Source organism: Brevundimonas sp. (assembly GCF_036676055.1).
Taxonomy (GTDB): domain Bacteria; phylum Pseudomonadota; class Alphaproteobacteria; order Caulobacterales; family Caulobacteraceae; genus Brevundimonas.
Genome location: NZ_JAKFDS010000029.1, coordinates 25259 through 47610, shown reverse-complemented (window position 1 = coordinate 47610; position 22352 = coordinate 25259). Strand labels below are relative to the sequence as shown.

Annotated in this window: 26 protein-coding genes and 1 tRNA gene; 18 read left to right on the top strand and 9 right to left on the bottom strand. The window is 70.3% G+C overall.

All coding sequences use genetic code 11. From position 1 onward, the window contains the following. Nucleotides 1-19: 19 nt before the first annotated feature. The 8 genes from V6M45_RS05295 to V6M45_RS05260 all read left to right on the top strand — a co-directional run bounded on the left by V6M45_RS05295 (nucleotide 20) and on the right by V6M45_RS05260 (nucleotide 5941). Complete coding sequence (locus V6M45_RS05295) at nucleotides 20-256, top strand: DUF3297 family protein (RefSeq protein ID WP_298745008.1); 237 nt, start codon at nucleotides 20-22, stop codon at nucleotides 254-256. A 99-nt stretch (nucleotides 257-355) separates the two neighbouring features. After that, complete coding sequence (locus tag V6M45_RS05290; protein WP_332654568.1) at nucleotides 356-1780, top strand: M20/M25/M40 family metallo-hydrolase; 1425 nt, start codon at nucleotides 356-358, stop codon at nucleotides 1778-1780. 11 nt (nucleotides 1781-1791) lie between these two features. After that, a tRNA-Leu gene (locus tag V6M45_RS05285) sits at nucleotides 1792-1876 on the top strand. Between the two features lie 93 nt (nucleotides 1877-1969). After that, a complete protein-coding gene (locus tag V6M45_RS05280) occupies nucleotides 1970-2440 on the top strand; it encodes a host attachment protein (protein ID WP_332654567.1) in 471 nt (156 codons plus the stop codon). Continuing rightward, nucleotides 2437-3033 (top strand): hypothetical protein, encoded by a 597-nt coding sequence (locus V6M45_RS05275; RefSeq protein WP_332654566.1) that lies wholly within the window; start codon nucleotides 2437-2439, stop codon nucleotides 3031-3033. Before V6M45_RS05280 ends, V6M45_RS05275 begins: the two co-directional genes overlap by 4 nt. A gap of 110 nt (nucleotides 3034-3143) precedes the next feature. Continuing rightward, the gene (pyk, locus tag V6M45_RS05270) at nucleotides 3144-4583 is read left to right on the top strand and encodes a pyruvate kinase (RefSeq protein WP_332654565.1); all 1440 of its coding nucleotides are present in this window, start codon (nucleotides 3144-3146) and stop codon (nucleotides 4581-4583) included. A 16-nt stretch (nucleotides 4584-4599) separates the two neighbouring features. After that, on the top strand, nucleotides 4600-5640 hold the full coding sequence (locus tag V6M45_RS05265) for a DNA adenine methylase (RefSeq protein ID WP_332654564.1): 1041 nt from the start codon (nucleotides 4600-4602) through the stop codon (nucleotides 5638-5640). A gap of 46 nt (nucleotides 5641-5686) precedes the next feature. Next, a complete protein-coding gene (locus tag V6M45_RS05260) occupies nucleotides 5687-5941 on the top strand; it encodes a hypothetical protein (protein WP_332654563.1) in 255 nt (84 codons plus the stop codon). Here the strand turns inward: V6M45_RS05260 and V6M45_RS05255 are convergent. The 3 genes from V6M45_RS05255 to V6M45_RS05245 are packed head-to-tail and all read right to left on the bottom strand — an operon-like array spanning nucleotide 5938 to nucleotide 7849. Then, nucleotides 5938-6567, bottom strand: a complete 630-nt coding sequence (locus tag V6M45_RS05255; RefSeq protein WP_442880546.1) for a ribonuclease HII — start codon at nucleotides 6565-6567, stop codon at nucleotides 5938-5940. The two genes, V6M45_RS05260 and V6M45_RS05255, sit on opposite strands and share 4 nt — an antisense overlap. A gap of 38 nt (nucleotides 6568-6605) precedes the next feature. Further along, nucleotides 6606-7187, bottom strand: a complete 582-nt coding sequence (locus tag V6M45_RS05250; protein ID WP_332654562.1) for a DNA-3-methyladenine glycosylase I — start codon at nucleotides 7185-7187, stop codon at nucleotides 6606-6608. Continuing rightward, entirely contained in the window at nucleotides 7184-7849 is a 666-nt protein-coding gene (locus tag V6M45_RS05245; protein ID WP_332654561.1) for a cyclase family protein, read from the bottom strand. The genes V6M45_RS05250 and V6M45_RS05245 overlap by 4 nt, the downstream gene beginning before the upstream one ends. Before the next feature lie 88 nt (nucleotides 7850-7937). On the opposite strand from V6M45_RS05245, the gene V6M45_RS05240 reads away from it, so the two are divergent. Next, nucleotides 7938-9122, top strand: coding sequence for a patatin-like phospholipase family protein (locus tag V6M45_RS05240; RefSeq protein ID WP_332654560.1), 1185 nt, complete (start codon nucleotides 7938-7940; stop codon nucleotides 9120-9122). Between the two features lie 3 nt (nucleotides 9123-9125). Here the strand turns inward: V6M45_RS05240 and V6M45_RS05235 are convergent, their stop codons facing one another. Together V6M45_RS05235 and ygfZ are read right to left on the bottom strand one after the other, a co-directional pair. Then, nucleotides 9126-9284: a hypothetical protein gene (locus V6M45_RS05235; protein WP_332654559.1), complete on the bottom strand. Its 159-nt coding sequence runs from the start codon at nucleotides 9282-9284 to the stop codon at nucleotides 9126-9128. Nucleotides 9285-9357: 73 nt separating this feature from the next. Then, nucleotides 9358-10146, bottom strand: coding sequence for a CAF17-like 4Fe-4S cluster assembly/insertion protein YgfZ (ygfZ, locus tag V6M45_RS05230; RefSeq protein WP_332654558.1), 789 nt, complete (start codon nucleotides 10144-10146; stop codon nucleotides 9358-9360). 84 nt (nucleotides 10147-10230) lie between these two features. On the opposite strand from ygfZ, the gene V6M45_RS05225 reads away from it, so the two are divergent. Then, nucleotides 10231-11184 (top strand): glycosyltransferase family 9 protein, encoded by a 954-nt coding sequence (locus tag V6M45_RS05225; RefSeq protein WP_332654557.1) that lies wholly within the window; start codon nucleotides 10231-10233, stop codon nucleotides 11182-11184. Between the two features lie 9 nt (nucleotides 11185-11193). Next, nucleotides 11194-12525 (top strand): dihydroorotase, encoded by a 1332-nt coding sequence (locus V6M45_RS05220; protein WP_332654556.1) that lies wholly within the window; start codon nucleotides 11194-11196, stop codon nucleotides 12523-12525. On the opposite strand, the gene V6M45_RS05215 is transcribed toward V6M45_RS05220, so the two are convergent. From V6M45_RS05215 to erpA, 4 genes are all read right to left on the bottom strand, one after another. After that, the gene (locus V6M45_RS05215; RefSeq protein ID WP_332654555.1) at nucleotides 12522-13442 is read right to left on the bottom strand and encodes an alpha/beta hydrolase; all 921 of its coding nucleotides are present in this window, start codon (nucleotides 13440-13442) and stop codon (nucleotides 12522-12524) included. The genes V6M45_RS05220 and V6M45_RS05215 overlap by 4 nt on opposite strands. Nucleotides 13443-13464: 22 nt before the next feature. Continuing rightward, the gene (locus V6M45_RS05210; RefSeq protein ID WP_332654554.1) at nucleotides 13465-14142 is read right to left on the bottom strand and encodes an SdpI family protein; all 678 of its coding nucleotides are present in this window, start codon (nucleotides 14140-14142) and stop codon (nucleotides 13465-13467) included. Continuing rightward, the gene (locus V6M45_RS05205; protein ID WP_332654553.1) at nucleotides 14139-14423 is read right to left on the bottom strand and encodes a metalloregulator ArsR/SmtB family transcription factor; all 285 of its coding nucleotides are present in this window, start codon (nucleotides 14421-14423) and stop codon (nucleotides 14139-14141) included. The genes V6M45_RS05210 and V6M45_RS05205 overlap by 4 nt, the downstream gene beginning before the upstream one ends. Before the next feature lie 503 nt (nucleotides 14424-14926). After that, a complete protein-coding gene (erpA, locus tag V6M45_RS05200) occupies nucleotides 14927-15304 on the bottom strand; it encodes an iron-sulfur cluster insertion protein ErpA (protein WP_332654552.1) in 378 nt (125 codons plus the stop codon). A gap of 60 nt (nucleotides 15305-15364) precedes the next feature. On the opposite strand from erpA, the gene V6M45_RS05195 reads away from it, so the two are divergent. From V6M45_RS05195 to murB, 7 genes are all read left to right on the top strand, one after another. Beyond that, complete coding sequence (locus V6M45_RS05195) at nucleotides 15365-16543, top strand: deoxyguanosinetriphosphate triphosphohydrolase (protein WP_332654551.1); 1179 nt, start codon at nucleotides 15365-15367, stop codon at nucleotides 16541-16543. A gap of 83 nt (nucleotides 16544-16626) precedes the next feature. Further along, complete coding sequence (locus V6M45_RS05190) at nucleotides 16627-17379, top strand: SPOR domain-containing protein (protein ID WP_332654550.1); 753 nt, start codon at nucleotides 16627-16629, stop codon at nucleotides 17377-17379. Continuing rightward, nucleotides 17376-18428: a beta-N-acetylhexosaminidase gene (nagZ, locus tag V6M45_RS05185; RefSeq protein ID WP_332654549.1), complete on the top strand. Its 1053-nt coding sequence runs from the start codon at nucleotides 17376-17378 to the stop codon at nucleotides 18426-18428. Before V6M45_RS05190 ends, nagZ begins: the two co-directional genes overlap by 4 nt. Beyond that, nucleotides 18425-19243 carry a segregation and condensation protein A gene (locus V6M45_RS05180; protein ID WP_332654548.1) on the top strand — a complete coding sequence of 273 codons (819 nt, stop codon included), beginning with the start codon at nucleotides 18425-18427 and terminating at the stop codon, nucleotides 19241-19243. Before nagZ ends, V6M45_RS05180 begins: the two co-directional genes overlap by 4 nt. After that, nucleotides 19243-19902, top strand: coding sequence for an SMC-Scp complex subunit ScpB (gene scpB / locus V6M45_RS05175; RefSeq protein WP_332654620.1), 660 nt, complete (start codon nucleotides 19243-19245; stop codon nucleotides 19900-19902). Before V6M45_RS05180 ends, scpB begins: the two co-directional genes overlap by 1 nt. A 47-nt stretch (nucleotides 19903-19949) precedes the next feature. Beyond that, entirely contained in the window at nucleotides 19950-21395 is a 1446-nt protein-coding gene (gene murC, locus V6M45_RS05170; protein ID WP_332654547.1) for a UDP-N-acetylmuramate--L-alanine ligase, read from the top strand. After that, entirely contained in the window at nucleotides 21392-22294 is a 903-nt protein-coding gene (gene murB, locus V6M45_RS05165; RefSeq protein WP_332654546.1) for a UDP-N-acetylmuramate dehydrogenase, read from the top strand. The genes murC and murB overlap by 4 nt, the downstream gene beginning before the upstream one ends. The last annotated feature ends 58 nt before the right edge of the window (nucleotides 22295-22352 follow it).

Sequence of the window (22352 nt, the reverse complement as noted above, 5' to 3'; positions counted from 1 at the left end):
CTTTGCCGAGCGCCTGACCATGACCGATCTTCCCGACCGCCTGTCCGTCGATCCCGACAGCCCGTTCCACGACGCCGACCTGCTGGCGCAGGGCGTGGGTGTCCGCTTCAAGGGCGAGGACAAGACCAATGTCGAGGAATACTGCGTCTCCGAGGGCTGGGTGCGTCTGGCCGTCGGCAACCGCGTCGACCGCCGCGGCAAGGCCCTGACGGTCAAGCTGCAGGGGCCGGTGGAGCCCTACATCAAGGGTGAATAGGCCTGTTTATGCGACGCCGGAGAAAACTCCGGGCCGCATCGCTTCTCCCTCCGGCGCGCGCGGTCTAGGTTCGGGCTCCTTCTGAGTCCCGGAGCCGCCATGTCCCTGTCCGCCCGTCTCCTCGCCGCCAGCGCCCTGGCCCTGACCCTCGCCGCCGGCCCCGTGCTGGCGCAGGACGCCCGCACCATCCGCGAGGCGGAGCAGCTGCGCGACCGGGCGCTGCAGGACAATGCGGCCTATGAGCTGGTCTCGGAGCTGACCACCCGGTTCGGCCCGCGGCTGGCGGGTTCGGACTCCGAACAGGCCTCGGCCCGCTGGGGCGCAGACCAGTTCCGCGCCATGGGCTTCGACAACGTCTCCATCGAGGAATTCCCGCTGGCCCTGTGGTCCCGGGGCGAGGCGCGGGTGGAGATCCTGTCGCCCTTCCCGCAGCCGCTGGAGGTGGTGGCGCTGGGCGGTTCCATCGCGACGCCGGCCGAGGGCATCGAGGGTGAAGCGGCCATCTTCGAGACCTATCAGCAACTGCTGGACCAGCCCGAGGGTTCGCTGACCGGCAAGATCGCCGTGGTGCTGCAGGACACGGTCCAGGCCCAGGACGGCCGCGGCTATGGCGCGACCTCGCCGGTGCGGGGCAATGGCCCGACCGAGGCGGCGAAGCGCGGCGCGATCGGCTATGTGCTGCGCTCGCTGGGCACCCACGACCACCGCTTCGCCCACACCGGCGCGACGCGGGTGGGCGAGGGGACGGTGCCGGCCTTCGCCATGAGCCCGCCGGACGCCGATCAGCTGCGTCGCATGATGCGCCTGACCGACCAGCCGGTGCGGATGCGCCTGTTCTCGACCGCCGGCTTCACCGCCGACAGCAAGAGCCAGAACGTCATTGGCGAGGTCCGCGGCTCGGGGGCGGGGGACGAGGTCATCGTCATCGGCGGCCATCTGGACAGCTGGGATCTCGGCACCGGGGCGATCGACGACGGCGCGGGGGTGGCGATCACCGCCGCCGCCCTGAAGCTGATCGAGGACATGCCGCGCAAGCCGCGGCGCACCATTCGCGTGGTCTGGTGGGGCTCGGAAGAGGTCAGCCAGCCGCCGCCCGCCCAGGGGCTGGCCGGCGCCCGGTTCTATGCCTCCAGCCGGGCCAGCGAGATGGCGAACCATGTGGCGATCAGCGAGAGCGACTTCGGAGCCGGGCCGATCTACAGCCTGACCCTGCCCGCCGGGGCGGCCGAGACCGACTTCCGCCGGGCAGCCCAGGCCGTGCTGACGCCGTTGGGCGTGCTGTTCGACGGCTCGGCCGCGACCGGCGGCGGCCCGGACACCGGCCCCACGGTGGCGGCGGGCGTGCCGGCCTTCCGGCTGAACCAGGATGGCACCGACTATTTCGACACCCACCACACCGCCGACGACGTGCTGGACCGAATCGATCCCGAGGCCATGGACCAGAACGTCGCCGCCTGGGCCGCCTTCCTGTGGCTGCTGGCCAACTCCGACGTGGACTTCCGCGCCTTAAGACCGGCGCAGTAGGGTCCACCGCCGCGAGCGTGGCGAAACTGGTAGACGCAAGGGACTTAAAATCCCTCGACTTCGGTCATGCGGGTTCGACCCCCGCCGCTCGCACCACGGCCGCTTGAGCCAGATCAAGAGCGGCCGGGCGGGGCGCGATAAGGTGGGAGGCCGAGGCGGTCCGCGCCGCCCGTTTCCACCGAGGTTGTCATGCCCAGAAAACACAGAGCCCTGTTCGTGCTGGCCGACGGGGGTCGCGCCCGGTTCGTCGAGCGCGATCCCGAGACCCGCGCCTTTCGCACGGTGCAGGAGATCGACGGCGCCGCGCCGCTGGCCGAACTGCGCGAGGAGCGGCGACACAATCCAGCGGTGCGTTCGGTTCAGTCGGCGACGGGCGCCAGCCACACCACCGGCGTCGAGGACCCCTATCGTCAGGCCAAGGCCGAGTTCGCCACCGGGGTGGCCGAGGCGGCCGTGCAGGCGCTCAGGAGCCGCGGCGATCACGCCCTGATCCTCGTCGCCCCCGCTCGAATTCTGGGGGTGCTGAAGGACGCCATCGGCTCCACGGCGCCGGTCGCTGATACGCTGGACCGGGATCTGACCAAGGCTCCCGACGTCGAGCTGGAGCGCTGGCTGGCGCCGCTGGAGCGCGCCCTGAACGCCGTGGTCCCGCGCGCTTGACCGCCCGCCTCGAGGCGCTGGCGCATGAGATCGTCCGTCTCCAGGGCGAGCTCGACCGGGAGATCGAAAAGCGCCGCACGACGCTGGGCTGGCGGCTGAAATCCGGGCTGGTGGAGTTCGAGGAGGGCCTGGTGGCCGAACACCGCCGGCTGCGCCGGGGAGTCGGGAGCTTCATCGGCCGATCCTCATTCGCCACGGTGGCGACTGCGCCGGTGATCTATTCCCTGATCATCCCCTTGGCGCTGATCGACGTCTGGGCCAGCCTGTATCAGGCGATCTGCTTCCGGGCGTATCGCATCACCCGCGTGCCAAGGTCCCGGTACGTCGTGCTGGATCGCGGACGTCTGGCCTATCTGAACGGGATCGAGGCCGTGAACTGCGTCTTCTGCGAGTACGCCAACGGCGTGGTCGCCTACGTTCGCGAGATCGCCAGCCGGACCGAGCAGTACTGGTGCCCCATCAAGCACGCGCTGCGGGTCAGCGACCCGCACGAGCGCTACGCCCGCTTCATCGAATACGGCGACGCCGAGGGGTATCGGGCGCGGCTGGAAGCGTTCCGCGAGGCCCTGCGCGAACCGGTTCCGAAGCCCTGAACTTCCGCCGCGCGGCGTAACTTCGTGTTTCGCGGGGCGGAGCGGCCTTACCCCTGCGGCGTTTCATTGGCACAAGGGGCGAACGCTCCCTCAAAGGCCACGGATATCGCATGAAAAGAGCCCGGCGCGCCCGCATCGTCGCGACCCTCGGACCTGCCAGCCGGGCGCCCGGCACGGTGAAGGCCCTGGCCCAGGCCGGGGTGGATGTCTTCCGCCTCAACTTCAGCCACGGCACGCACGAGGATCACGCGGCGGCCCTGAAGGCGGTGCGGGGGGCCGAGCTGGCGCTGAAGCGGCCGCTGGGCGTGCTGGCCGACCTGCAGGGGCCCAAGCTGCGGCTGGGCCGCTTCAGGGACGTCGAGATCGACGTCAAACCGGGCCACCGGATGCGCTTCGATCTGGATCCGACGCCGGGCGACGCGACGCGGGTGCAGATGCCGCATCCCGAGATTTTCCGGGCTCTACGCACGGGCATGTTGCTGCTGCTCGACGACGGCCGGGTGCGGTTGCGGGTCGGCGAGCGCACGGACGAATGGGCCGACGTGACGGTCGAGAGCGGCTCGAAACTGTCCGACCGCAAGGGCGTGGCCGTGCCCGAGGCTGTCGTGCCGGTCTCGGCCCTGACGCCCAAGGATCGCGAGGACCTCGCCTTCGCCCTGCGCATCGGCGTCGACTGGGTCGCGCTGAGCTTCGTTCAGAAGGCCGAGGACATGGCCGAGCTGAAGCAGATCGTGAAGGGACGCGCCGCCTGCCTCGCCAAGATCGAGAAACCCCAGGCCCTGAACGAGCTGGAGAGCATCCTCGACTACTGCGACGGCGTCATGGTCGCGCGTGGCGACCTCGGCGTTGAACTGGACCCGGAAGAGGTTCCGGTGGCGCAGAAACGGATCATCCGCGCGGCCCGCCAGCGTGGGGTGCCGGTGATCGTGGCGACCCAGATGCTGGAATCGATGACCTCGGCCCCCGCGCCGACGCGGGCCGAGGCTTCGGACGTGGCCAACGCCGTCTATGAGGGCGCCGACGCCCTGATGCTGTCGGCCGAAACGGCGTCGGGCGACTATCCTCTGGAATCGGTCGGCATCATGAACCGGATCATCGAGCGGGTTGAGCGCGACCCGATGTGGCCCAGCCTGATGGACGCCGAACACGCGGGCATGGACGAGCACGACGTCGACGCCCTGGTGGCGGCGGCGCGCAAGGCGGCCGAGGCCCAGTCGACCGCCTGTATCGTGGTCTTCACCACCTTGGGCGGGACGGCGCGGCGGATGTCGCGCGAGCGGCCGCTGCAGACGGTGCTGGCCCTGACCCCGAACCCCGACACGGCCCGGCGTCTGGCGCTGGTCTGGGGGCTGGAGCCGCGTCTCAGCCGCGAGCCCGCCTCGCTGGAGGAGGTCACCGACGACGCGGTCGCCAAGGCGGTCGAATACGGCCTCGCCGAGCCGGGCCAGCGCCTGCTGATCCTCGCCGGCACGCCCTTCGGCGCGCCGGGGGCTGCGAATCTGCTGAGACTGGCGCATGTTTCGATGAAGGGGCGCGGTCACAAGGGCTGACCCCGCAAGGGTCGGCATGATCAAATACATCGGGTCGAAGCGCGCGCTGCTGGCGGAGATCATCGCCGCCATCGCCGGCGTGCTGCCGGATGGCGGGACCGTCTGCGACCTGTTTTCGGGCTCCGCGCGGGTCGGCCATGCGCTGAAGAAGCAGGGCTTCCGGGTCTGGTCGAACGACCACAACGCCTACGCCCACGTGCTGGCCACGGCCTATGTGCAGGCCGATCGGGAGCGGTGGCTGGAGCGGGCGGAAGGCGTGCTGGCCGAACTGCGGACCGTGACGCCCGGGCCCGGCTGGTTCACGAAGACCTTCTGCGAGGACGCCCGCTATTTCACGCCCGAGAACGGCGCCCGGATCGACGCCATGCGCGACCGCATCGCGGCCATGGCGCTGGAGCCCGAGCTGGAGGCCATCGCCCTGGTCAGTTTGATGGAGGCGGCCGACCGGGTCGATTCCACCGCAGGCCTGCAGATGGCCTATATGAAGTCCTGGGCCAGCCGGGCGCTAAAGCCGCTGGAGCTGCGGATGCCCGACATCCTGCCGGGCGTGGCGGTCGGACAGTGCAAGGCGACCCGAGCCGACGCGGTCGAACTGGCGCCGTCGGTCGAGGCCGACCTCGTCTATCTGGACCCGCCCTACAACCAGCATTCCTACCTCGGCAACTACCACTGCTGGGAGAGCCTCGTGCTGTGGGACAAGCCGGAGACCTACGGGATCGCGAACAAGCGGATCGACGTCCGCACGCGCAAGAGCGCCTTCAACAGCCGCCCCGGCATCGCCCCGGCGCTGCAGGCGGTGATCGAGGGGCTGAAGGCGCCGAACCTGATCGTCTCCTTCAATGACGAGGGTTATCTGGGTCGGGACCAGCTGGTCGAAATGCTGTCGGGCCGGGGCGAGGTGCAGGTCATCGAGATCGCGCGCCCGCGCTACGTCGGGGCCCGCATCGGCATCCATAATCCCAAGGGCGACAAGGTCGGGACGGTGGGCCGGCTTAGGAACGTGGAATACCTGTTCGTGGTCAGCGACCGGCGTCTGAACCTCGCCGACGCGGCGTAATCGGGAACGGTCCGGAATCCGGGCCGTTGTGTGGGCCATGGAACAGATGACCCTCTCCCCTTCGCGGCGTCTGGAAGCAAGCCGGGCCTATGGCCGGTCGGTCGACGCCTTTGAAACCGTGGCCTGGCGCCCGCCGTCTCCCGTGCGCTTCGACAGTCGGGTGGCCAATGACGTGGCGCCTGAGGCCGACCGGGGCCTGTCGGACCTTACGGACGGCGTGCCGGCGTGGCTGACCATCACGCTCGGCGGCGTCGTCGCGGCTCTGATGGGCGCTATGCTCGGCGGCGCCCTGCACATCTAGACGTCTTCGAGCAGCGCCCGGATCGGAGCCCAGCCGCGGCGATGGGCCGGGCAGGGGCCCAGGGTCCTCAGGGCCTCCTGATGCACCGGGGCGTTGTAGCCCTTGTGGCCGGCAAAGCCGTAGCCGGGGTATTCGGCATCCAGTTCGACCATCAGCCGGTCCCGCGCCGTCTTGGCGAGGATCGAGGCCGCGGCGATCGACAACGACAGCCCGTCGCCGCCCACCACCGTCTGCACGTCGCACGGCAGTTTGAAGCGGTAGTTGCCGTCCACCAGCGCGGCGGCCGGCTGGACCGACATCGCCTCGATGGCGCGGCACATGGCCAGGCCGGTCGCGTGCAGGATGTTCAGTTCGGCGATCTCCTCGACCGAGGCGAAGCCGACGCCCCAGGCGACGGCGCGGGCCTTGATCTCGATCTCCACCGCTTCCCGCCGGGCGTGGGTCAGGGCCTTGGAGTCGTCGATGCCTTCCGGCAGGTCGTCGGGGTTCAGGATCACCGCTCCGGCCGAAACCGGGCCGGCCCACGGTCCGCGCCCCGCCTCGTCCACGCCGCAGACCAAGCCGCCGCACGACTGGATCAGCACCGTTTCGAGCGCCAGCGTCGGGAAGCCGCGCGCCGTTTTCACGGGCGCCTTCGCCTTGCCGGTGCTCTTCGAAGGGGTCTTCACCGGTCGCTCCTCGCACGAACCTCGCGGTGACGGAAGCACTCGACGCCGTGATCGTTGACCATGCCCACAGCCTGCATGAAGGCGTAGACAATCACCGGGCCGACGAAGTTGAAGCCCCGCTTCTTCAGGGCCTTCGACATGGCTTCGGATTCCGGCGTTGCCACGGGCCGCGCGTCGCTGTCGGGCCAGCGGTTCTGGATCGGCGCGCCGCCGACGAAGGACCACAGCCATTCGCTGAAGTCCTCACCCTGGTCCCGCATCTCCAGCCAGATCTTCGCCCCCTTGATTGCGCTGTTGATCTTGGCCCGCGAGCGAATGATGCGGGCGTCGCCGAGCAGCCGCTCGATGTCCGCGTCGCCGTAGCGGGCGACGATTTCCGGGTCGAAGCCGTCGAAGGCGTCGCGCATGCCCTCGCGCTTCCGCAGGATGGTGATCCACGCCAGACCGGCCTGGAAGCCATCCAGCACCAGCTTCTCCCACAGGGCGCGCGGGTCGTACTCGGGCACGCCCCACTCCTCGTCGTGATAGGCGACATAGAGTGGATCGGTCCCGCACCAGGCGCAGCGGTTGACGTTCACGCGACGATCTCTGCAAACGCTCGCACCGGAAAGGTTCCGAAGGCCTTCACCTTGGGCGGGGCGGCGGTGAAGCGGAAGCGGGCGTTCGGGAGCAGCTCCAGCCCTCTCATGTGTTCGCAGATCGGGATGCCGGCGCCGAGCAGCACGGTATGGACCGGTCGCGACCGTGTGCGGGTGTCGTCGATGTTGTGCGAGTCTATGCCGACCAGGGCGGCGCCCGCCTCGACGAGGAAGTCGGCGGCGGCTTCGGTCAGGAAGGGGTGATCTTCGAAATAGGCGTCGGTGCGCCAGTGGCGGGCCCAGCCGGTGTGGACCAGCACCGCCTTGCCGGTGAGGTCGAGGCCCTCGAAGCGGTCGGCGTCGATGGCCTGCGTATCCGGGGCGCGGACGACGATCCCGGGCAGGGCGGCTATGCGGTCGAGGGCGATGTCGCTGAGGTCCTCGCCGTCGGCGTAGCGGTGGAAGGGGCTGTCAAGATAGGTGCCGGTGTTGCCGACCATCTCGATCCGGCCGATCTGGAATTCGGTCCCCGGCTCGTAGTTGGCGCGCGACGCCTCGCGGCTGAGATGGTCGCAGATCAGTGGCGCCGGCAGGCCCTTGTAGGTGATCAGGCCATCCTCGATGGCGTGGCTGAGGTCGATGAGGCGGTGCGAGTCGGACATGGGGGAAGGGTAGCGCCTTGGCGGACGCCGTGAAGGCCGGTCGGGATCCGTGCTATCAGCGGCTCCTGTCTCGACCCGGATGCAACGCATGATCTCCAGACCCGCAGCGCTCGTCGCCATCCTGCTGGCGGGGCTGTGGCTGGCCGGCTGCGGAACCATCGATCGTCCGGAAGGTGGAGTCCTGCGCCTGGCCACGCAGACCTGGCGGCCGACCGAGGATCCGCGTATCCGGGCCGGCGACGTCGCCCGGGTCGAGGCCCTGGCTGAGGAAGTTGGCGACGGCCTTTGGACGGGGCATGAGGGGCGGACCATCCTCGCCCTGTCAGGCGGCGGCGCCAACGGCGCCTATGGCGCGGGCGTCCTTGTCGGCTGGACCGAGAGCGGGACCCGCCCCGAATTCAGCGTGGTCACGGGCGTCAGCACCGGCGCGCTGGCGGCGCCCTTCGCCTTCCTTGGTCCCGAGTGGGATGACGAACTGCGCGGCGCCTACGCCGAGGGCCGCACCGGAGGCCTGCTGGGCTGGCGCAGCTTCGCCGCCCTGGCCGCGCCCGGCCTGTTCGACTCCGGCGTGCTCAAGGACCTGGTCGAAGACTATGTCACCGAGGACCTGTTGCGGGCCATCGCCGCCGAGCACGACAAAGGGCGGCGGCTGCTGATCGTCACCACCAATCTGGACGCCCAGGAGACGGTCATCTGGGACATGGGCGTGCTGGCGAAGCAGGGCGGGGCTCAGGCGGTCATCCTGTTCCGCGAGGTGCTGTTGGCCTCGGCCAGCATTCCCGGGGTGTTTCCGCCGGTGATGATCCCGGGCATCGACGCGGCCGGCCAGTTGGTCGAGGAAATGCACGTCGACGGCGGGGTCAATACGCCTTTTCTCGGCATACCCGAGAGCCTGCTGACGGTGACGACCCCGACCCGGGCGCCGCCGGGCACCGGCCTGTACGTGCTGGTCAACGGTCAGATCGGGCGCACCGAGCGGATCACGCGCGGGACCCTGCCGGCCATTCTGGCCCGGTCCTACGACACCATGAGCAAGGCGAACCTGCGCACCAGCCTCGCGGTCAATCTCGCCTTCGCCGAGCGCAACGGCATCCGGATGTACGTCGCCGCCGTTCCGGACGATATCGAGGCCTCAAGCCTCGACTTCGATCCGGCGGCCATGGCCGGGCTGTTCGAGCGCGGACGGACGGCGGGCGCCGGGCGGCTGGCGTGGACGGAAATGAAGAGCCTGGCGCCACCGGCAAATGCGGGCGAGACGTCTCCAGGCGAGTGAGGCCTATCCCGCCAGAGGCGGCGGCGTGAGGCCGACTGCCCGGCTGTCGTAGGCCGCGGCGCGGGCGATCAGCCGTTCGCGGTCCGCGCCGTCCATCATCCATTCGGCGCGGCGACGGAAGGAGCGAGCGCGTTCGCGCAGGTGATCGATCTCGGCTGTCATGGGGCGTCCCTCCTCGGGACATAACAACAACGGGCGCCGAACACCGTTGTTCCTCCGAGGCCGCGGGGAGGCCCTACGCCGGCATCCAGCCGGGGCGGCGGACCGTCATGGGCCGCCCCTCCACCGTCAGCTCGCCGTCCAGCCGGTCCAGACGCAGCAGGGCCATGGCGGCCCCGTCGCGACCGCTGAGAAGCTCGCCGGCGCGCAGGTCGCCGCGCAGGACCTCGGCCCCGAAGGGAGGAGGCGGGCCGTCGAAGGCGAGCGGGAGCATGCGATTCTTGATGCTCCCACGGCGCTTCATGCGCGAAGTGGTCTCCTGGCCGACGAAACAGCCCTTTTGGAAGTCGATGCCGTTCAGCAGGTCGAAATTCGCCTCGATCGGATAGGTCTTGTCGGAGAGGGCGTCGGCCGTCGGATCGGGGACGCCCACCGCCAGACGGTGGGTCTGCCAGTCGGCTTCGGTGGCGGTCGCCGCGACCTCGCCGCCATAGCGCCGGCCGCCGAGGTCGGGCGTGCGCGGGTCGGCCGTGAAGCCCTGGGCCACCCCGGGCCATGAGGCGAAGACGGGGCGTTCATCCGTTTCGACCGTGACCTGGGCGCGCAGTTTGTACATCGACAGGCGCTGCAGCAGGGCGTCCCGGCGATCGGCGGCGACGTCCAGCAGGACGCCGTCGGCCTCGCCCCGCAGGAAGAGATCGAACAGCAGCCGGCCCGGCGGGGAGAGCAGGGCGCCGAAGCGGAGGCCGCCGTCGGCGAGGGTCTCGACGTCCTGGGTCAGCAGGTTGTGCAGGAAGGGCCGGGCGTCGGGGCCGGAGACCCGAAGCAGGGCGCGGCTGTCGAGGCGGGCGATGCGGGTGGTCATGGTGGTGTAGATAGGGCTGCGCGCGCCTGTGGACCACACCCGTTGAACGCTGATGCTGCGGGAGAATCCGTATACGGTCCAATCATGACGGCCCGTTTCCCCATCCTGTATATCGCCGAGGCCGACGCCCAGGCCGCGGTGCTGTCGTGCGGGGTGCTGGCGTATCTGGTCGAGGCCATGCCGCAGGCGCGGTTCACCGTCGTCGGATCTCCGGCCAGCGCGCCGCTGTTCGCCGACACGCCGCGCCTCGACAGGTTGATCGTGCTGGAGAAGGAGAGCCGGCTGGACTGGATCGGCCTGTGGAACCAGGTGCGGCCGACCAACTGGGGCCTGGTGGTCGACATGCGCGGCTCGGCGCTGTCCGGCAAGCTGAAGCGGCAGAAGCGGGCCGTTCGCGGCGAGCGCGAGGCCGGGGTCCACGCGGTCGAGCTGGCGGCGCGGGTGCTGCAGCTGGATGAAGTTCCGGCCCCGCGGCTGTTCGTCTCCGAGGCGACGCGGGCGTCTGTCGAGGCCCTGATCCCGCCCGGCGAGGGGCCCTTGCTGGCCATCGGGCCGGGGGCGGCCTGGATGGGACGCCGGTGGCCGGCCGAGCGCTTCGCCAAGGTCGCCTCGACCCTCGTCGGCGACGGCGGCCCGCTGGAGGGCGGCCGGGTGCTGGTGGTGGGTGCGGAGACCGACCGGGACGCGGCCCACACCATTCGTCTTGCCCTGCCGCGCCATCGCACCATTGAGCTGCAGGGGCGGCTGAGCCCCTTGCAGGCGATGGCGGCCGTCGGGCGCTGCGCCCTGTATCTGGGCGGGGACTCGCTCTGGACCGATCTGGCGGTAGCCTCGGGAACTCCGGTGGTGGCCGCCTACGGGCCGTCGGACGAGGTCGAGCGGGGGCCATGGGGCGGGATCGCCGTGCGCGGTCCGCGCTCTGTCGACGAGTACCGCAAGATCGACCCCCGGCTGGACCAAGCCATCGAGCACATGAACGACCTGCCGGCCGACCGGGTGCTGAAGGCGGCTCGCAAGGTGCTGGCCGAGCGGGTATAGGGCCGAGCCATGACCCAGACTTATGACCTGATCGTCCGCGGCGGCGAGGTGGCCAATCACGCCGGGCGCGGCATGGCGGATGTCGGCGTGATCGACGGCAAGATCGCCTTCATCGGCGACCTGTCGCAGGCCAGCGCGGGCGACACGGTGGATGCGGCGGGGCTGACGGTGCTGCCCGGCGTCATCGACACCCAGGTCCATTTCCGCGAGCCGGGGCTGGAGTGGAAGGAAGATCTGGAGACCGGCTCGCGCGCCGCCGCCCTGGGCGGGGTCACGGCGGTGTTCGAAATGCCGAACACCGAGCCCTCGACGACCGATCCGGAGGCCTTGGCCGACAAGCTGGCCCGGGCGCGGGACCGGATGTGGACCGACCACGCCTTCTACATGGGCGGGACGCACGAGAATGCGAAATATCTGGGCGAGCTGGAGCGGCTGCCCGGCTGCTGCGGGGTCAAGGTGTTCATGGGGGCGTCCACCGGGACCCTGCTGGTCGCCGACGACGACGGGGTGCGCGAGGTTCTGCGCCATGTGAAGCGGCGGGCGACCTTCCATTCGGAGGACGAGTACCGGCTGGTCGAGCGGCGGCCGCTGGCGCGGACGGGCGACTGGACCAGCCACCCCGAGGTGCGCGACCCCGAGAGCGCCATCATGTCCACCCGGCGGCTGGTGCGGCTGGCGAGGGAGACGGGGGCGCGCATCCATGTGCTGCACGTGACCACGGCCGAGGAGGTCGAGTTCCTGGCCCACCACAAGGATGTGGCGACGATGGAGCTGACGCCGCAGCACCTGACCCTGGACGGCGACGAGGCCTATGAGCGGCTGAAGGGTCTGGCGCAGATGAACCCGCCGATCCGCAACAATTACCACATCGCCGGCCTGTGGCGGGGGATCGAGCAGGGCGTGGCGGACGTGCTGGGCTCGGACCACGCGCCGCATACGCTGGAGGAGAAGGCCCGGCCCTATCCGGCCTCGCCCTCGGGCATGCCGGGGGTGCAGACCCTGGTGCCGGTGATGCTGACCCATGTGGCGAACGGGCGGCTGAGCCTCGACCGGTTCATCGACCTGACGAGCCATGGGGCCAACCGGGTGTTCGGCATCGCCGGCAAGGGGCGGATGGCCGAGGGCTATGACGCCGACCTGACGCTGGTCGACCTGAAGGAGAAGCGGGTCATCCGGCACGAGGACATGGCCACGCGGTCGGGCTGGACGCCGTTCGACGGCTTCGAGGCGACCGGCTGGCCGATGGCGACGATCGTCCGCGGCCGGGTGGTGATGCGCGACGGCGACCTGATCGGCAGCGCCCACGGGCGGCCGGTGCGGTTCCAGGAGACGCTGGCCTAGCGCGGCTGGAGGATGAAGCCGGCCACGTCCTCGACGACGCCGGGGGCCAGCGGCAGGTCGGGGTTGCGGTAGGTCGCCGCATTGGCGGCGCGGTCGGCGGGCGCGATCTTCAGCAGGTGGTTGACGCCGTCCCAGAGCCTCAGCGTGGCGTCGGGGCGGGCGGCGGCCAGGGCCTCGGCGTCGGCGACGCCGACCTGGATGTCGGTTGCGCCATGGCCGATCATGACGGGCCCCTCATAGGCCGCGACCATCGCCGCCGGATCGAGCGGCAGCCATGAGATCATGTAGGGCTGGACCGACGGGCGGAACAGCGCCGCCAGCTGCGGCGGGACCTCGGCCACCGGCCGGCCGGCCTCGAGCTCGGCGAGGATGGCCAGAGCCTGGCTGAGGAAGGGCTCGGGCGCGGTCGCCAGCTGTTCGCGCAGCACCGCGCCGATGGGGCGGCCGGCCCCGGACAGCAGCACCAGACCGCAGATCGCCGCGTCGTCGCCGGACGCGGCCGTGAGGGCCACCAGCGCGCCCTCGCTGTGCCCGATCAGCCAGGCGCACGGTTGCCCGGTCAGCCGGGCCGTCTCGGCGGCCCAGGCGCGGGCGTCGTCGGCGTAGTCGGTGAAGCGCAGGTCTTCCTCCCGTGCTCCGGCGGCGGCGCTTTCGCCCACGCCGCGCTTGTCGGTGCGGACGGTGGCGACGCCGTGGGCGGCGAGACCCTCGGCGAGCAGGCGGTAGCTGGAGGCCGAGACGCCGAGGGGGCTGTTGCCGTCCCGGTCGGTGGGGCCGGAGCCGGCGATGATCAGGGCGGCGGCCCGGGTTTCAGACGGCGCCAGCAGGGTTCCGTGCAGGGGCGCGGGCTCCGACGGGAGCACGACCGGGGTGGCGACGGGGTCCGGCAGCAGGGCGGCGAGGATGAGGCTGAGCATGACGGTCTCCCGGTGCGAGGGATCAGAAGGGCTGGCGGTCGGGGTCGGTGCGCCAGACGCGCCAGCTCTCGATGACGGACCAGAGGGCGGCGACGGCGATGCCGGTCAGGAGGAGGTAGAGGCCGAGGGGGCGGGGTGCGAACGGGGCGGTGAGCAGGCCGGAGAGGCCGATGATGAAGAAGAGGCGGCCGGCGAGGCGGTTGGAGCGCTCCCAGGCGAGGCGGCTCTTGTAGGCCCACGGGGTGCGGACGCCGACGAAAGGGTTGGGACCGACCCGGCCGAGGAAGGCTCCGATCAACAGCAGGACGAGGCTGATCAGGGCCATGGGGATCGCGCCCCCGATGTCTGTGGTTCCGGACAGGCTGGCGGAGGCGGCGAGCAGGCTGACCAGCGGCAGGCTCAGGATCACCACCAGCTGGGCGTAGCGCAGGGCGCGGGCCCGGGCCGGGTCGTCCGTGCGCCGCGAGGCGACGCCCATGCCGCCGCCGAGCAAGAGGGTCAGTACGGCGAGGCCGATCAGGACGCCGCCCACGCGTTCGCGGGTGCTCCAGTTGTCGGCCTGACCCGAGGCGTTCCAGTGGATCGGCAGCAGCTCAAGCGGACCCGCGAAGACGGTCCAGACGCCGAGGCCGCCGACGATGAGGCTGAGGCCGAGGGTGGCGGCGTTCAGGGCGGATGCGGGTTTCTTCGGGGCGGTCATGGTTGGTCTCCGGGGTCTTTCCGGCCGGCGCCGGTCATCTGCAGCAGGAAGGCGAGGGCCTCCTCGACGGCTGAAATCTCCAGCCGGTAGCGGATCGAGGCCCCGTCGCGCTCGGGCGAGACCAGGCCAGCCTCTTTCAGCGCGTTGAGGTGGCCGGTGATGGTCGGCCAGCTCATGTCGAAGGCGGCGGCGATGTCGCCGGACGCCATCGGGCCCTTGCGCAGCATCTCGATGATGCGGCGGCGCACGGGGTGAGACAGGGCCTTGAACAGGGCGTTCATAGGGATGAGCCTAATTAGGAAGAAGGCTAATGACAAGGGGTGGGTTGGCCCTTGAAGTCTCCGCGACGCCCTTTTTTACCCGGATATTAATCGAAAAAGACCGTCCGAACCGTCCGAACCGTCCTGATCGTCCAGGGCCCCGGTTCAGGCGGTGCGCCTGTCGGTTCTATTGTCAAAGACCGGGCGGCCCGCTGACCGGCGCCGCCGGCCCTGATCATACAGGTGTTTGCCCCTATGGCGCGCTCATGACGCTGGCCCGGAGCGATGTTGAGGGAAAACAGTCCGATAGGTCCGATAATTATGACGGCGGGCGGGGGATTTGCAGCGCAGCAATCTCATGTCTCCTCCCTGTCGCGCAGCGATGGGGAGGGGACCGCGAAGCGGTGGAAGGGCTCTTTCCGTTGCAGAGCGACCGAGCCTGAAGCCGCCAGCCCCTCCGTCTCGCCGGCTTCGCCGTCGATCCATTTCCCCATTCGCGGCGCGAACAGGGAGAAGACAGGTCCTCAGATCGAGAAACTGACCCCACAGCCGCAGCTGGAGGCCGCATTCGGGTTGCGCACCACGAACTGGGCCCCGGCGAGGTCGTCGACGAAGGCGATCTCGGAGCCCTTGAGGAAGGGGAGGGAGACGGGGTCCACCAGGGCGGCCTGGCCGGCGGCTTCGATGCGCAGGTCGTCGGGGTCGGCCGTCTCGACCAGTTCGAACCGATACTGGAAGCCGGAGCAACCGCCGCCGTCGACGGCGACGCGGAGCATCACCGGGCGGCCCTCGGCCTCGGCGAGTTTCGCCAGGCGGGCGGCGGCGCTTTCGGACAGGGTCAGACCATGGCCCCCGGCGTGGGGCGTGATCTGGAAGGCGGGGGCGGATTGGACGCTGCTCACGGGGCTCTATATGAGGCGCGGACGGGCGATCGCAAAGGCCCGGCCAGAGAATGAGCCGCCGTGTTGATCCCTGAGCGCGCCCCCTATGCCGAATACCCGGAGCACAGCCGCGGCCGGCTGACGCCCGAACCGATCAGCCGCACCCGCAACGCCTATGCCCGCGACCGCGACCGGATCATCCACGCCACCGCCTTTCGCCGGCTGAAGGAGAAGACCCAGGTCTTCGTGGCGCACGAGGGCGACCACTACCGTACCCGGCTGACGCACAGCCTCGAGGTGGCGCAGATCGCGCGGTCGATCGCCCACGCCCTGCGGCTGGACAGCGACCTGGCCGAGACCGTGGCCCTGGCGCACGACCTGGGCCATCCGCCGTTCGGCCACGCGGGCGAGGACGAGCTGCAGGCGCAGATGGAGCCGTGGGGCGGGTTCGACCACAACGTCCAGACCTTCCGCGTGGTGACCAAGCTGGAGGAGCGCTATCCGCAGTTCGACGGGCTGAACCTGAGCTGGGAAACCGTCGAGGGGGTGGTCAAGCATAACGGGCCGGTCAGCCACCGGCTGGACGAGCCGGCGTGGCGGGCCATCGCCGACTATGCGCCGGCCTGGGACCTGCGGCTGGACAGTTTCGCCTCGCTGGAGGCGCAGGCGGCGGCGATCGCGGACGACATCGCCTACAATAATCACGACGTCGATGACGGGGTGCAGGCAGGGCTGTTCACCCTGGAAGACCTGTCGGACGTGCCGCTGATCGGGCCGGTGCTGCACGGAGTGCGCAGGGACTGGCCGGACATCGACGCGCGGATGATCCGCATCGAGGCGGTGCGGCGGATGATCGGCGCCATGGTCGAGGACGTGCTGGCCGAGACCGAGGCGCGGATCGCCGCGGGGAATATCCGCTCGACCGAGGATGTGCGCACGGCGGGGCGAACGCTGGCAGCCTTTTCGCACGGCATGCTGGCCGATCTGGGCGTGCTGCGGAAATTCCTGTTCGAGCGGATGTACCGCCACTATCGGGTCAATCGCACGCGCAGCCAGGCGCGCCGGATTCTGGCCGAGATGTTCCAGCTGTTCATGGCCGACCCGGGGACGCTGCCGCCCGAATGGTCGGGCAAGGCGGGGACGGCCGACGAGGCCCGGCGGGCGCGGGCGGTGTGCGACTACATCGCCGGCATGACCGACCGCTATGCGATCGAGGAGCACAAGAAGCTGTTCAGCCTGGATCTGGCGCTGGATCTGTAGGGCGCGGCCTGAAAAAGGACTCGGACCGGGCTAGAGTGTCCCTTCCGCGCGACGATTCGCGCGGCACGACGGAAGGCGCGGCCATGTCTCACGAAGATCCCTATCGCCCGAACCAGGGCCGCGACCGGGGCGCCTATACGCCGCCGACCGACGACGACCTGCCGTTCAACCGCCAGGGCTATGACCCGCGCCGCGGCGGCGGCGGGGGAGGCGGCGGCGGCAAGGCCCCGCCGATGACGCTGATCATCTCGGCGGTGGTGCTGCTGGTGCTGATTGTGGCCGTGGCTGTCTACTATAGCCGCGGCGGCCTGCGGGCCTCGGAAGACGCCCCGCCCGCCGTGGGCGCGCCGGTCGGCGAGATGAAGTCGGCCGCGCCGGTCGACGCCCAGCCGGTCGACCCGACCGCCGGCATCGACGTCTATTCCGAGACCGAGGCCCCCGCGACCGTCCCGACCTTCACGCCGCCGCCGGAAGCCGTGCAGCCGCGCCCGGCCCCGGCCCCGATCGAGACGGCGCCCCTGCCGGCCCCGACTCGCCCGGCCCCGACCCCGGCTCCGCCGCCGGCCAAGGCCGAGCCGCGTCCGGCCCCGATCGGCGGAACCTCGGGCGTGCAGATCGGCGCCTTCTCGACCCCCAATCTGGCCGAGCGCGAATACAACGCCGTCGTCGGCCGCTATCCGGCCCTGACCGAGGGCGGCAGCCGGCGGGTGCAGGAGGTGACGGCCTCGAACGGCTCGACCGTCTATCGCACCACGATCACCGGCCTGAGCCGCGAGCGGGCGACCGGCCTGTGCAACGCCATCAAGGCCTCGGGCGGGGACTGCATCGTTCGGTGACGCGTTCGGCGGCGATCTACGGCTGTAGCGGGCACAGGCTGACGGCGGAGGAGAAGGCCTTCTTCGCCGACGTCCGGCCCTGGGGCTTCATCGTCTTTCGCCGCAATGTCGACGGCCCGGAGCAGATGCGGGCGCTGACAGATGAGATGCGGCACTGCGTCGGCGACGCCGATGCGCCGGTGCTGATCGACCAGGAGGGCGGCCGGGTGCAGCGGATGGGGCCGCCGCACTGGGCCAAATATCCGCCGGCCGAGGCCTATCTGAAGGCGACCAACGATCCGCTGGCGGCGCGCGAGCTGGTCCGGCTGGGCGCGCGGCTGATGGCCAACGATCTGAAGGCGGTTGGCGTCGACGTCGACTGCGCCCCGGTGCTGGATGTGCCCGTGCCCGGAGCCCACGACATCATCGGCGACCGGGCCTGGGGGCGCGATCCGGCCACGGTGGCGATGCTGGGCCGGGCGGCGGCCGAGGGGTTGCTGGCCGGCGGGGTGCTGCCGGTGATCAAGCATATGCCGGGGCATGGCCGGGCCTTCGCCGACAGCCACCATGACCTGCCGGTGGTGCATGCCGACCGGGCGACGCTGGACGGCTGGGACTTCGCGCCGTTCAGGGCGCTGTCGGACATGCCGCTGGCGATGACGGCGCATGTGGTGTTCGACGCGATCGACCCGAAACGGCCGGCGACGACGTCCAGGAAGGCGCTGAAGCTGATGCGCGAGGACCTGGGCTTCGGCGGGCTGATCATGACCGACGACCTGTCGATGAAGGCGCTGTCGGGGAGTCTGCGGGAACGGGCGGAGGATTCGCTGAAGGCCGGGTGCGACGTGGTCCTGCACTGCAACGGCGATCTCGACGAGATGCGGCAGGTCGCGGAAGGCGTCGGCAAGCTGAAGGGCAAGGCGGGCAAACGGGCGGCGGCTGCGCTGGCGCGGATCGTGCGCGAGGTGGAGCCTCTGGACGAGTTCGCGGCGCGGGACCGGTTCGACGCGCTGATGGCGGGGCGGCTCGATGCGGCGCGGGGCCCTGACGTCGGCGAGGCGCAGGCGTGACCGACGCCTTCCAGCCCAATCTGGATTTCGCCGCGGTCGAGCAGGCCGATGCGGGCGAGGCGTTCGTGGTCGATCTGGAGGGCTATGAAGGGCCGCTGCACGTGCTGCTGGCGCTGGCTCGGACGCAGAAGGTCGATCTGCTGAAGCTGTCGATCACGAAGCTGGCGGAACAGTATCTGGCCTTCGTGCACGAGGCGCGGCGGCGGAATTTCTCGCTGGCGGCGGACTATCTCGTGATGGCCTCGTGGCTGGCCTATCTGAAGTCGCGGCTGCTGCTGCCCCGCACCGACAAGAAGGGCGAGGAGATGCCTGCCGAGGAGATGGCCGCCGCCCTGGCCTTCCGGCTGCAGAAGCTGGAGGCGATGCGCAAGGCGGTCGAGGCGATCACCGCCCGGCCGCGGCTGAAGCGCGACGTGTTCACGCGGGGCGACCCGGAGGCGCTGGTGATCATCCCGTCCGACCGCATCGACGCCAGCCTGTACGAGCTGATGGCCGCCTATGTGACGCAGCGGCGGCGCGAGGAGCAGCGCCGCTACAATCCCGGCCAGCGGGTCGAGGCCTTCGGGCTGGAGGCGGCGCGGGACTGGTTGCGCGACATCCTCCCCCGGTTGGAGGAGTGGACGCCGCTGGAGCGGGTGGCGCCGGAGAAGCATGGGGCGGAGGGGCCGTCGCAGGCCAGCTTCACCGCCTCGACGCTGTCGGCCAGCCTGGAGCTGGTCAAGGAGGGGGCCATGGACGTGAAACAGGCCGAAGCCTTCGCCGAACTGTATCTGAAGCGGCGGGGGATGGGGCAACCGCTGGAGCTGGTGCCGTGATCCAGTTCGCGCCGGACCATCTGGAGATCGAGCGCCGGGTCGAGGCCCTGCTGTTCGCCGCGGCCGGGCCGCTGTCGGCGGCCGAGATCGCGCGGCGCCTGCCCGAGGGGGCGGACGTTGGCGGGGCGATTTCCGCGCTGCGCGAGCGCTATGAAGGGCGGGGGGTGGAGCTGGAGTGCGTCGCCGACCGCTGGCGTTTCCGCACGGCGGCCGACCTGAGCTTCATGATGACCGAGGAACGCGAGGAGCCGCGGCGGCTGTCGAAGGCGGCGCTGGAGACCCTGGCCATCATCGCCTACCACCAGCCCTGCACCCGGGCCGAGATCGAGAGCGTGCGGGGGGTGTCGCTGTCGAAGGGGACGCTGGACCTGCTGCTGGAGATGGGGTTCGTGCGGCTGAAGGGCCGGCGGCGGACGCCGGGGCGGCCGGTAACCTACGCCACCGCTGACAAATTCCTCGAGCACTTCAGCCTGTCGAGCCTGTACGACCTGCCGGGCGTGCAGGAGATGAAGGCGGCGGGGCTGCTGGACCTGTCGATCCCGGTCGGGTTCGAGGTGCCGGACCCGTCGCGGGCCACTGACGACGAGGACGATGCGCCCCTGCTGGCGGGGGAGGAGGACTCGCCCGAGTTCGCGCAGGATTTCGTGGCTGAGGACTGATCGTTCCGGGTGGTGCAATCGCCCGAAACCCTCGCTATGACGCTGCGATGATCGCACGCCTTCGTCCCGTACCCTTCGACCTCGGTCCCGTCCATTTCGTGGGCATAGGCGGCATCGGCATGAGCGGCATCGCCGAGATCATGCTCAAGATCGGCTATTCGGTGCAGGGCTCGGACGCCAAGGCCAGCGCCAACACCGAGCGACTGGAGAAGCTGGGCGCGAGGATCTTCATCGGCCACGACGCGAGTCATATCGGCGACGGCGTCTCGGCGGTGGTCTATTCGACCGCGGTCAAGGCGGACAATCCGGAGATGGTGGTCGCCCGCGAGCGCCGCATTCCGCTGGTGCGGCGGGCCGAGATGCTGGCCGAGCTGATGCGGCTGCAGTTCTCGATCGCGGTCGGGGGCACCCACGGCAAGACCACGACGACCTCGATGGTGGCGGCGATTCTCGACGCCGGCGGGCTGGACCCGACGGTGGTCAACGGCGGCATCATCAACGCCTATGGCACCAACGCCAAGGTCGGCGACGGCGACTGGATCGTGGTCGAGGCCGACGAGAGCGACGGCAGCTTCCTGCGCCTGAAGTCGACCGTGGCCATCGTCACCAACATCGACCCGGAACACCTCGACCACTACGGCGACTTCGACGGGGTGCGGAAGGCGTTCGTGGACTTCGTCGAGAACATCCCCTTCTACGGCTTCGCCGCCGTCTGCCTCGACCATCCCGAGGTGCAGCGGCTGGTGGCCTCGATCGATAACAGGCGGCTGGTGACCTACGGGATCAATCCGCAGGCGATGGTGCGGGCGGACCTCTGCGAGATGGGGGCCGACGGCTGCCGCTTCGACGTGGTCATCCAGGGCCAGGGGCTGGCCGCGCTGGACGAGCCGACCCGGATCGTCGGGCTGCACCTGCCGATGGCGGGCTGGCACAATGTCTCGAATGCGCTGGCGGCGATCGCCGTGGCGCGCGAGCTGGACGTGTCGGAAGAGGCCATCCGGGCCGGACTGGCCGGCTTCGGCGGGGTGCGGCGGCGCTTCACCACCACCGGCGTGGTCGGCGGCGTGCGCATCGTCGACGATTACGGCCACCACCCCGTCGAGATCGCGGCGGTGCTGAAGGCCGCGCGGCAGGTGGCCCAGAACGCCGAGGGGAACGGCCGGGTCATCGCCGTGGTCCAGCCGCACCGCTACACCCGGCTGCGCGACCTGATGGAGGAGTTCTCGACCTGTTTCTCGGACGCCGACGCGGTCATCGTGGCCGATGTCTACGCCGCCGGGGAGACGCCGATCGAGGGCGTCGACAAGGAGGCGCTGGTCGAGGGCATCCGTCGCTTCGGGCATCGCTCGGTGCAGGCGCTGGAGAGCATCGAGGCCCTGCCGGGGGTGATCGCGGCGGAGGCGAAGGCGGGCGATCTGGTGGTGCTGCTGGGCGCGGGGGACATCACCCAGTGGGCCTATGCCCTGCCGGGGCAGCTGGAGGCGCTGGCGTGAGCGGACTGCCTGAAGTGCGCGGCAAGCTGCTGCGCGACGAGCCGCTGGGGCCGTTCACCTGGTTCCGGGTGGGCGGGAAGGCGGACGCCCTGTTCATCCCGGCGGACCCGGATGACCTGGCCGACTTCCTGAAGGCACTGGACCCGGCTGTGCCCGTGACGGTGCTGGGCGTCGGGTCGAACGTCATCGTGCGGGACGGCGGGGTCGAGGGGGTGGTGATCCGGCTGGCGGGGCGCCCGTTCGCGGGGATCGCGACCGAGGGCGAGACCATCACCGCCGGGGCGGGGGCGCTGGACTCCATGGTGGCCAAGGCGTCAGCCAAGGCGGGGCTGGCGGGGCTGGAGTTCTACGCCGGCATTCCGGGCACCATCGGCGGGGCCCTGACCATGAACGCCGGCTGCTACGGGGCGGAGACGAAGGACATCCTCGTCTCGGCCTGGGGGCTGAACCGCAGGGGCGAGCGGGTCGAGTACCAGCTGGCCGACTTCGGCTACACCTACCGGCACTCGCAGGCGCCGGCGGACATCATCTGGATCGAGGCGACCTATCGCGGCACGCCCGACGATCCCGAGGCCGTCGCCGCCCGCATCGCCGAAATCACCGCACGCCGGGAACAGACCCAGCCGATCCGCGAGAAGACCGGCGGCTCGACCTTCAAGAACCCGCCCGGCCATTCGTCGTGGAAGCTGGTCGATGAGGCCGGGTGGCGCGGCAAGCTGTTCAAGGCGACCGGGGGCGGAGCCATGTTCAGCGAACTGCACAGCAATTTCATGATCAACCCCGGCGAGGCGACTGCGGCCGATATCGAGGGACTGGGCGAGGCGGTGCGCGCGGATGTGCTGGCCAAGACCGGCGTCCAGCTCGACTGGGAGATCAAGCGGATCGGGCGAACGGCCTGAGGGCTTTTTGCGCGGCGGGACCCGATTGGTTGACGGGCTGTTAAGAACGTTTGTCGCA

Coding starts and splice junctions, on each gene's coding strand:
- V6M45_RS05295 (WP_298745008.1), top strand. CDS start 20: ATGACCGATCTTCCCGACCGCCTGTCCGTCGATCCCGACAGCCCGTTC.
- V6M45_RS05290 (WP_332654568.1), top strand. CDS start 356: ATGTCCCTGTCCGCCCGTCTCCTCGCCGCCAGCGCCCTGGCCCTGACC.
- V6M45_RS05280 (WP_332654567.1), top strand. CDS start 1,970: ATGCCCAGAAAACACAGAGCCCTGTTCGTGCTGGCCGACGGGGGTCGC.
- pyk (WP_332654565.1), top strand. CDS start 3,144: ATGAAAAGAGCCCGGCGCGCCCGCATCGTCGCGACCCTCGGACCTGCC.
- V6M45_RS05265 (WP_332654564.1), top strand. CDS start 4,600: ATGATCAAATACATCGGGTCGAAGCGCGCGCTGCTGGCGGAGATCATC.
- V6M45_RS05260 (WP_332654563.1), top strand. CDS start 5,687: ATGACCCTCTCCCCTTCGCGGCGTCTGGAAGCAAGCCGGGCCTATGGC.
- V6M45_RS05245 (WP_332654561.1), bottom strand. CDS start 7,849: ATGTCCGACTCGCACCGCCTCATCGACCTCAGCCACGCCATCGAGGAT.
- V6M45_RS05240 (WP_332654560.1), top strand. CDS start 7,938: ATGATCTCCAGACCCGCAGCGCTCGTCGCCATCCTGCTGGCGGGGCTG.
- V6M45_RS05235 (WP_332654559.1), bottom strand. CDS start 9,284: ATGACAGCCGAGATCGATCACCTGCGCGAACGCGCTCGCTCCTTCCGT.
- ygfZ (WP_332654558.1), bottom strand. CDS start 10,146: ATGACCACCCGCATCGCCCGCCTCGACAGCCGCGCCCTGCTTCGGGTC.
- V6M45_RS05225 (WP_332654557.1), top strand. CDS start 10,231: ATGACGGCCCGTTTCCCCATCCTGTATATCGCCGAGGCCGACGCCCAG.
- V6M45_RS05220 (WP_332654556.1), top strand. CDS start 11,194: ATGACCCAGACTTATGACCTGATCGTCCGCGGCGGCGAGGTGGCCAAT.
- V6M45_RS05215 (WP_332654555.1), bottom strand. CDS start 13,442: ATGCTCAGCCTCATCCTCGCCGCCCTGCTGCCGGACCCCGTCGCCACC.
- V6M45_RS05210 (WP_332654554.1), bottom strand. CDS start 14,142: ATGACCGCCCCGAAGAAACCCGCATCCGCCCTGAACGCCGCCACCCTC.
- V6M45_RS05205 (WP_332654553.1), bottom strand. CDS start 14,423: ATGAACGCCCTGTTCAAGGCCCTGTCTCACCCCGTGCGCCGCCGCATC.
- V6M45_RS05190 (WP_332654550.1), top strand. CDS start 16,627: ATGTCTCACGAAGATCCCTATCGCCCGAACCAGGGCCGCGACCGGGGC.
- murC (WP_332654547.1), top strand. CDS start 19,950: ATGATCGCACGCCTTCGTCCCGTACCCTTCGACCTCGGTCCCGTCCAT.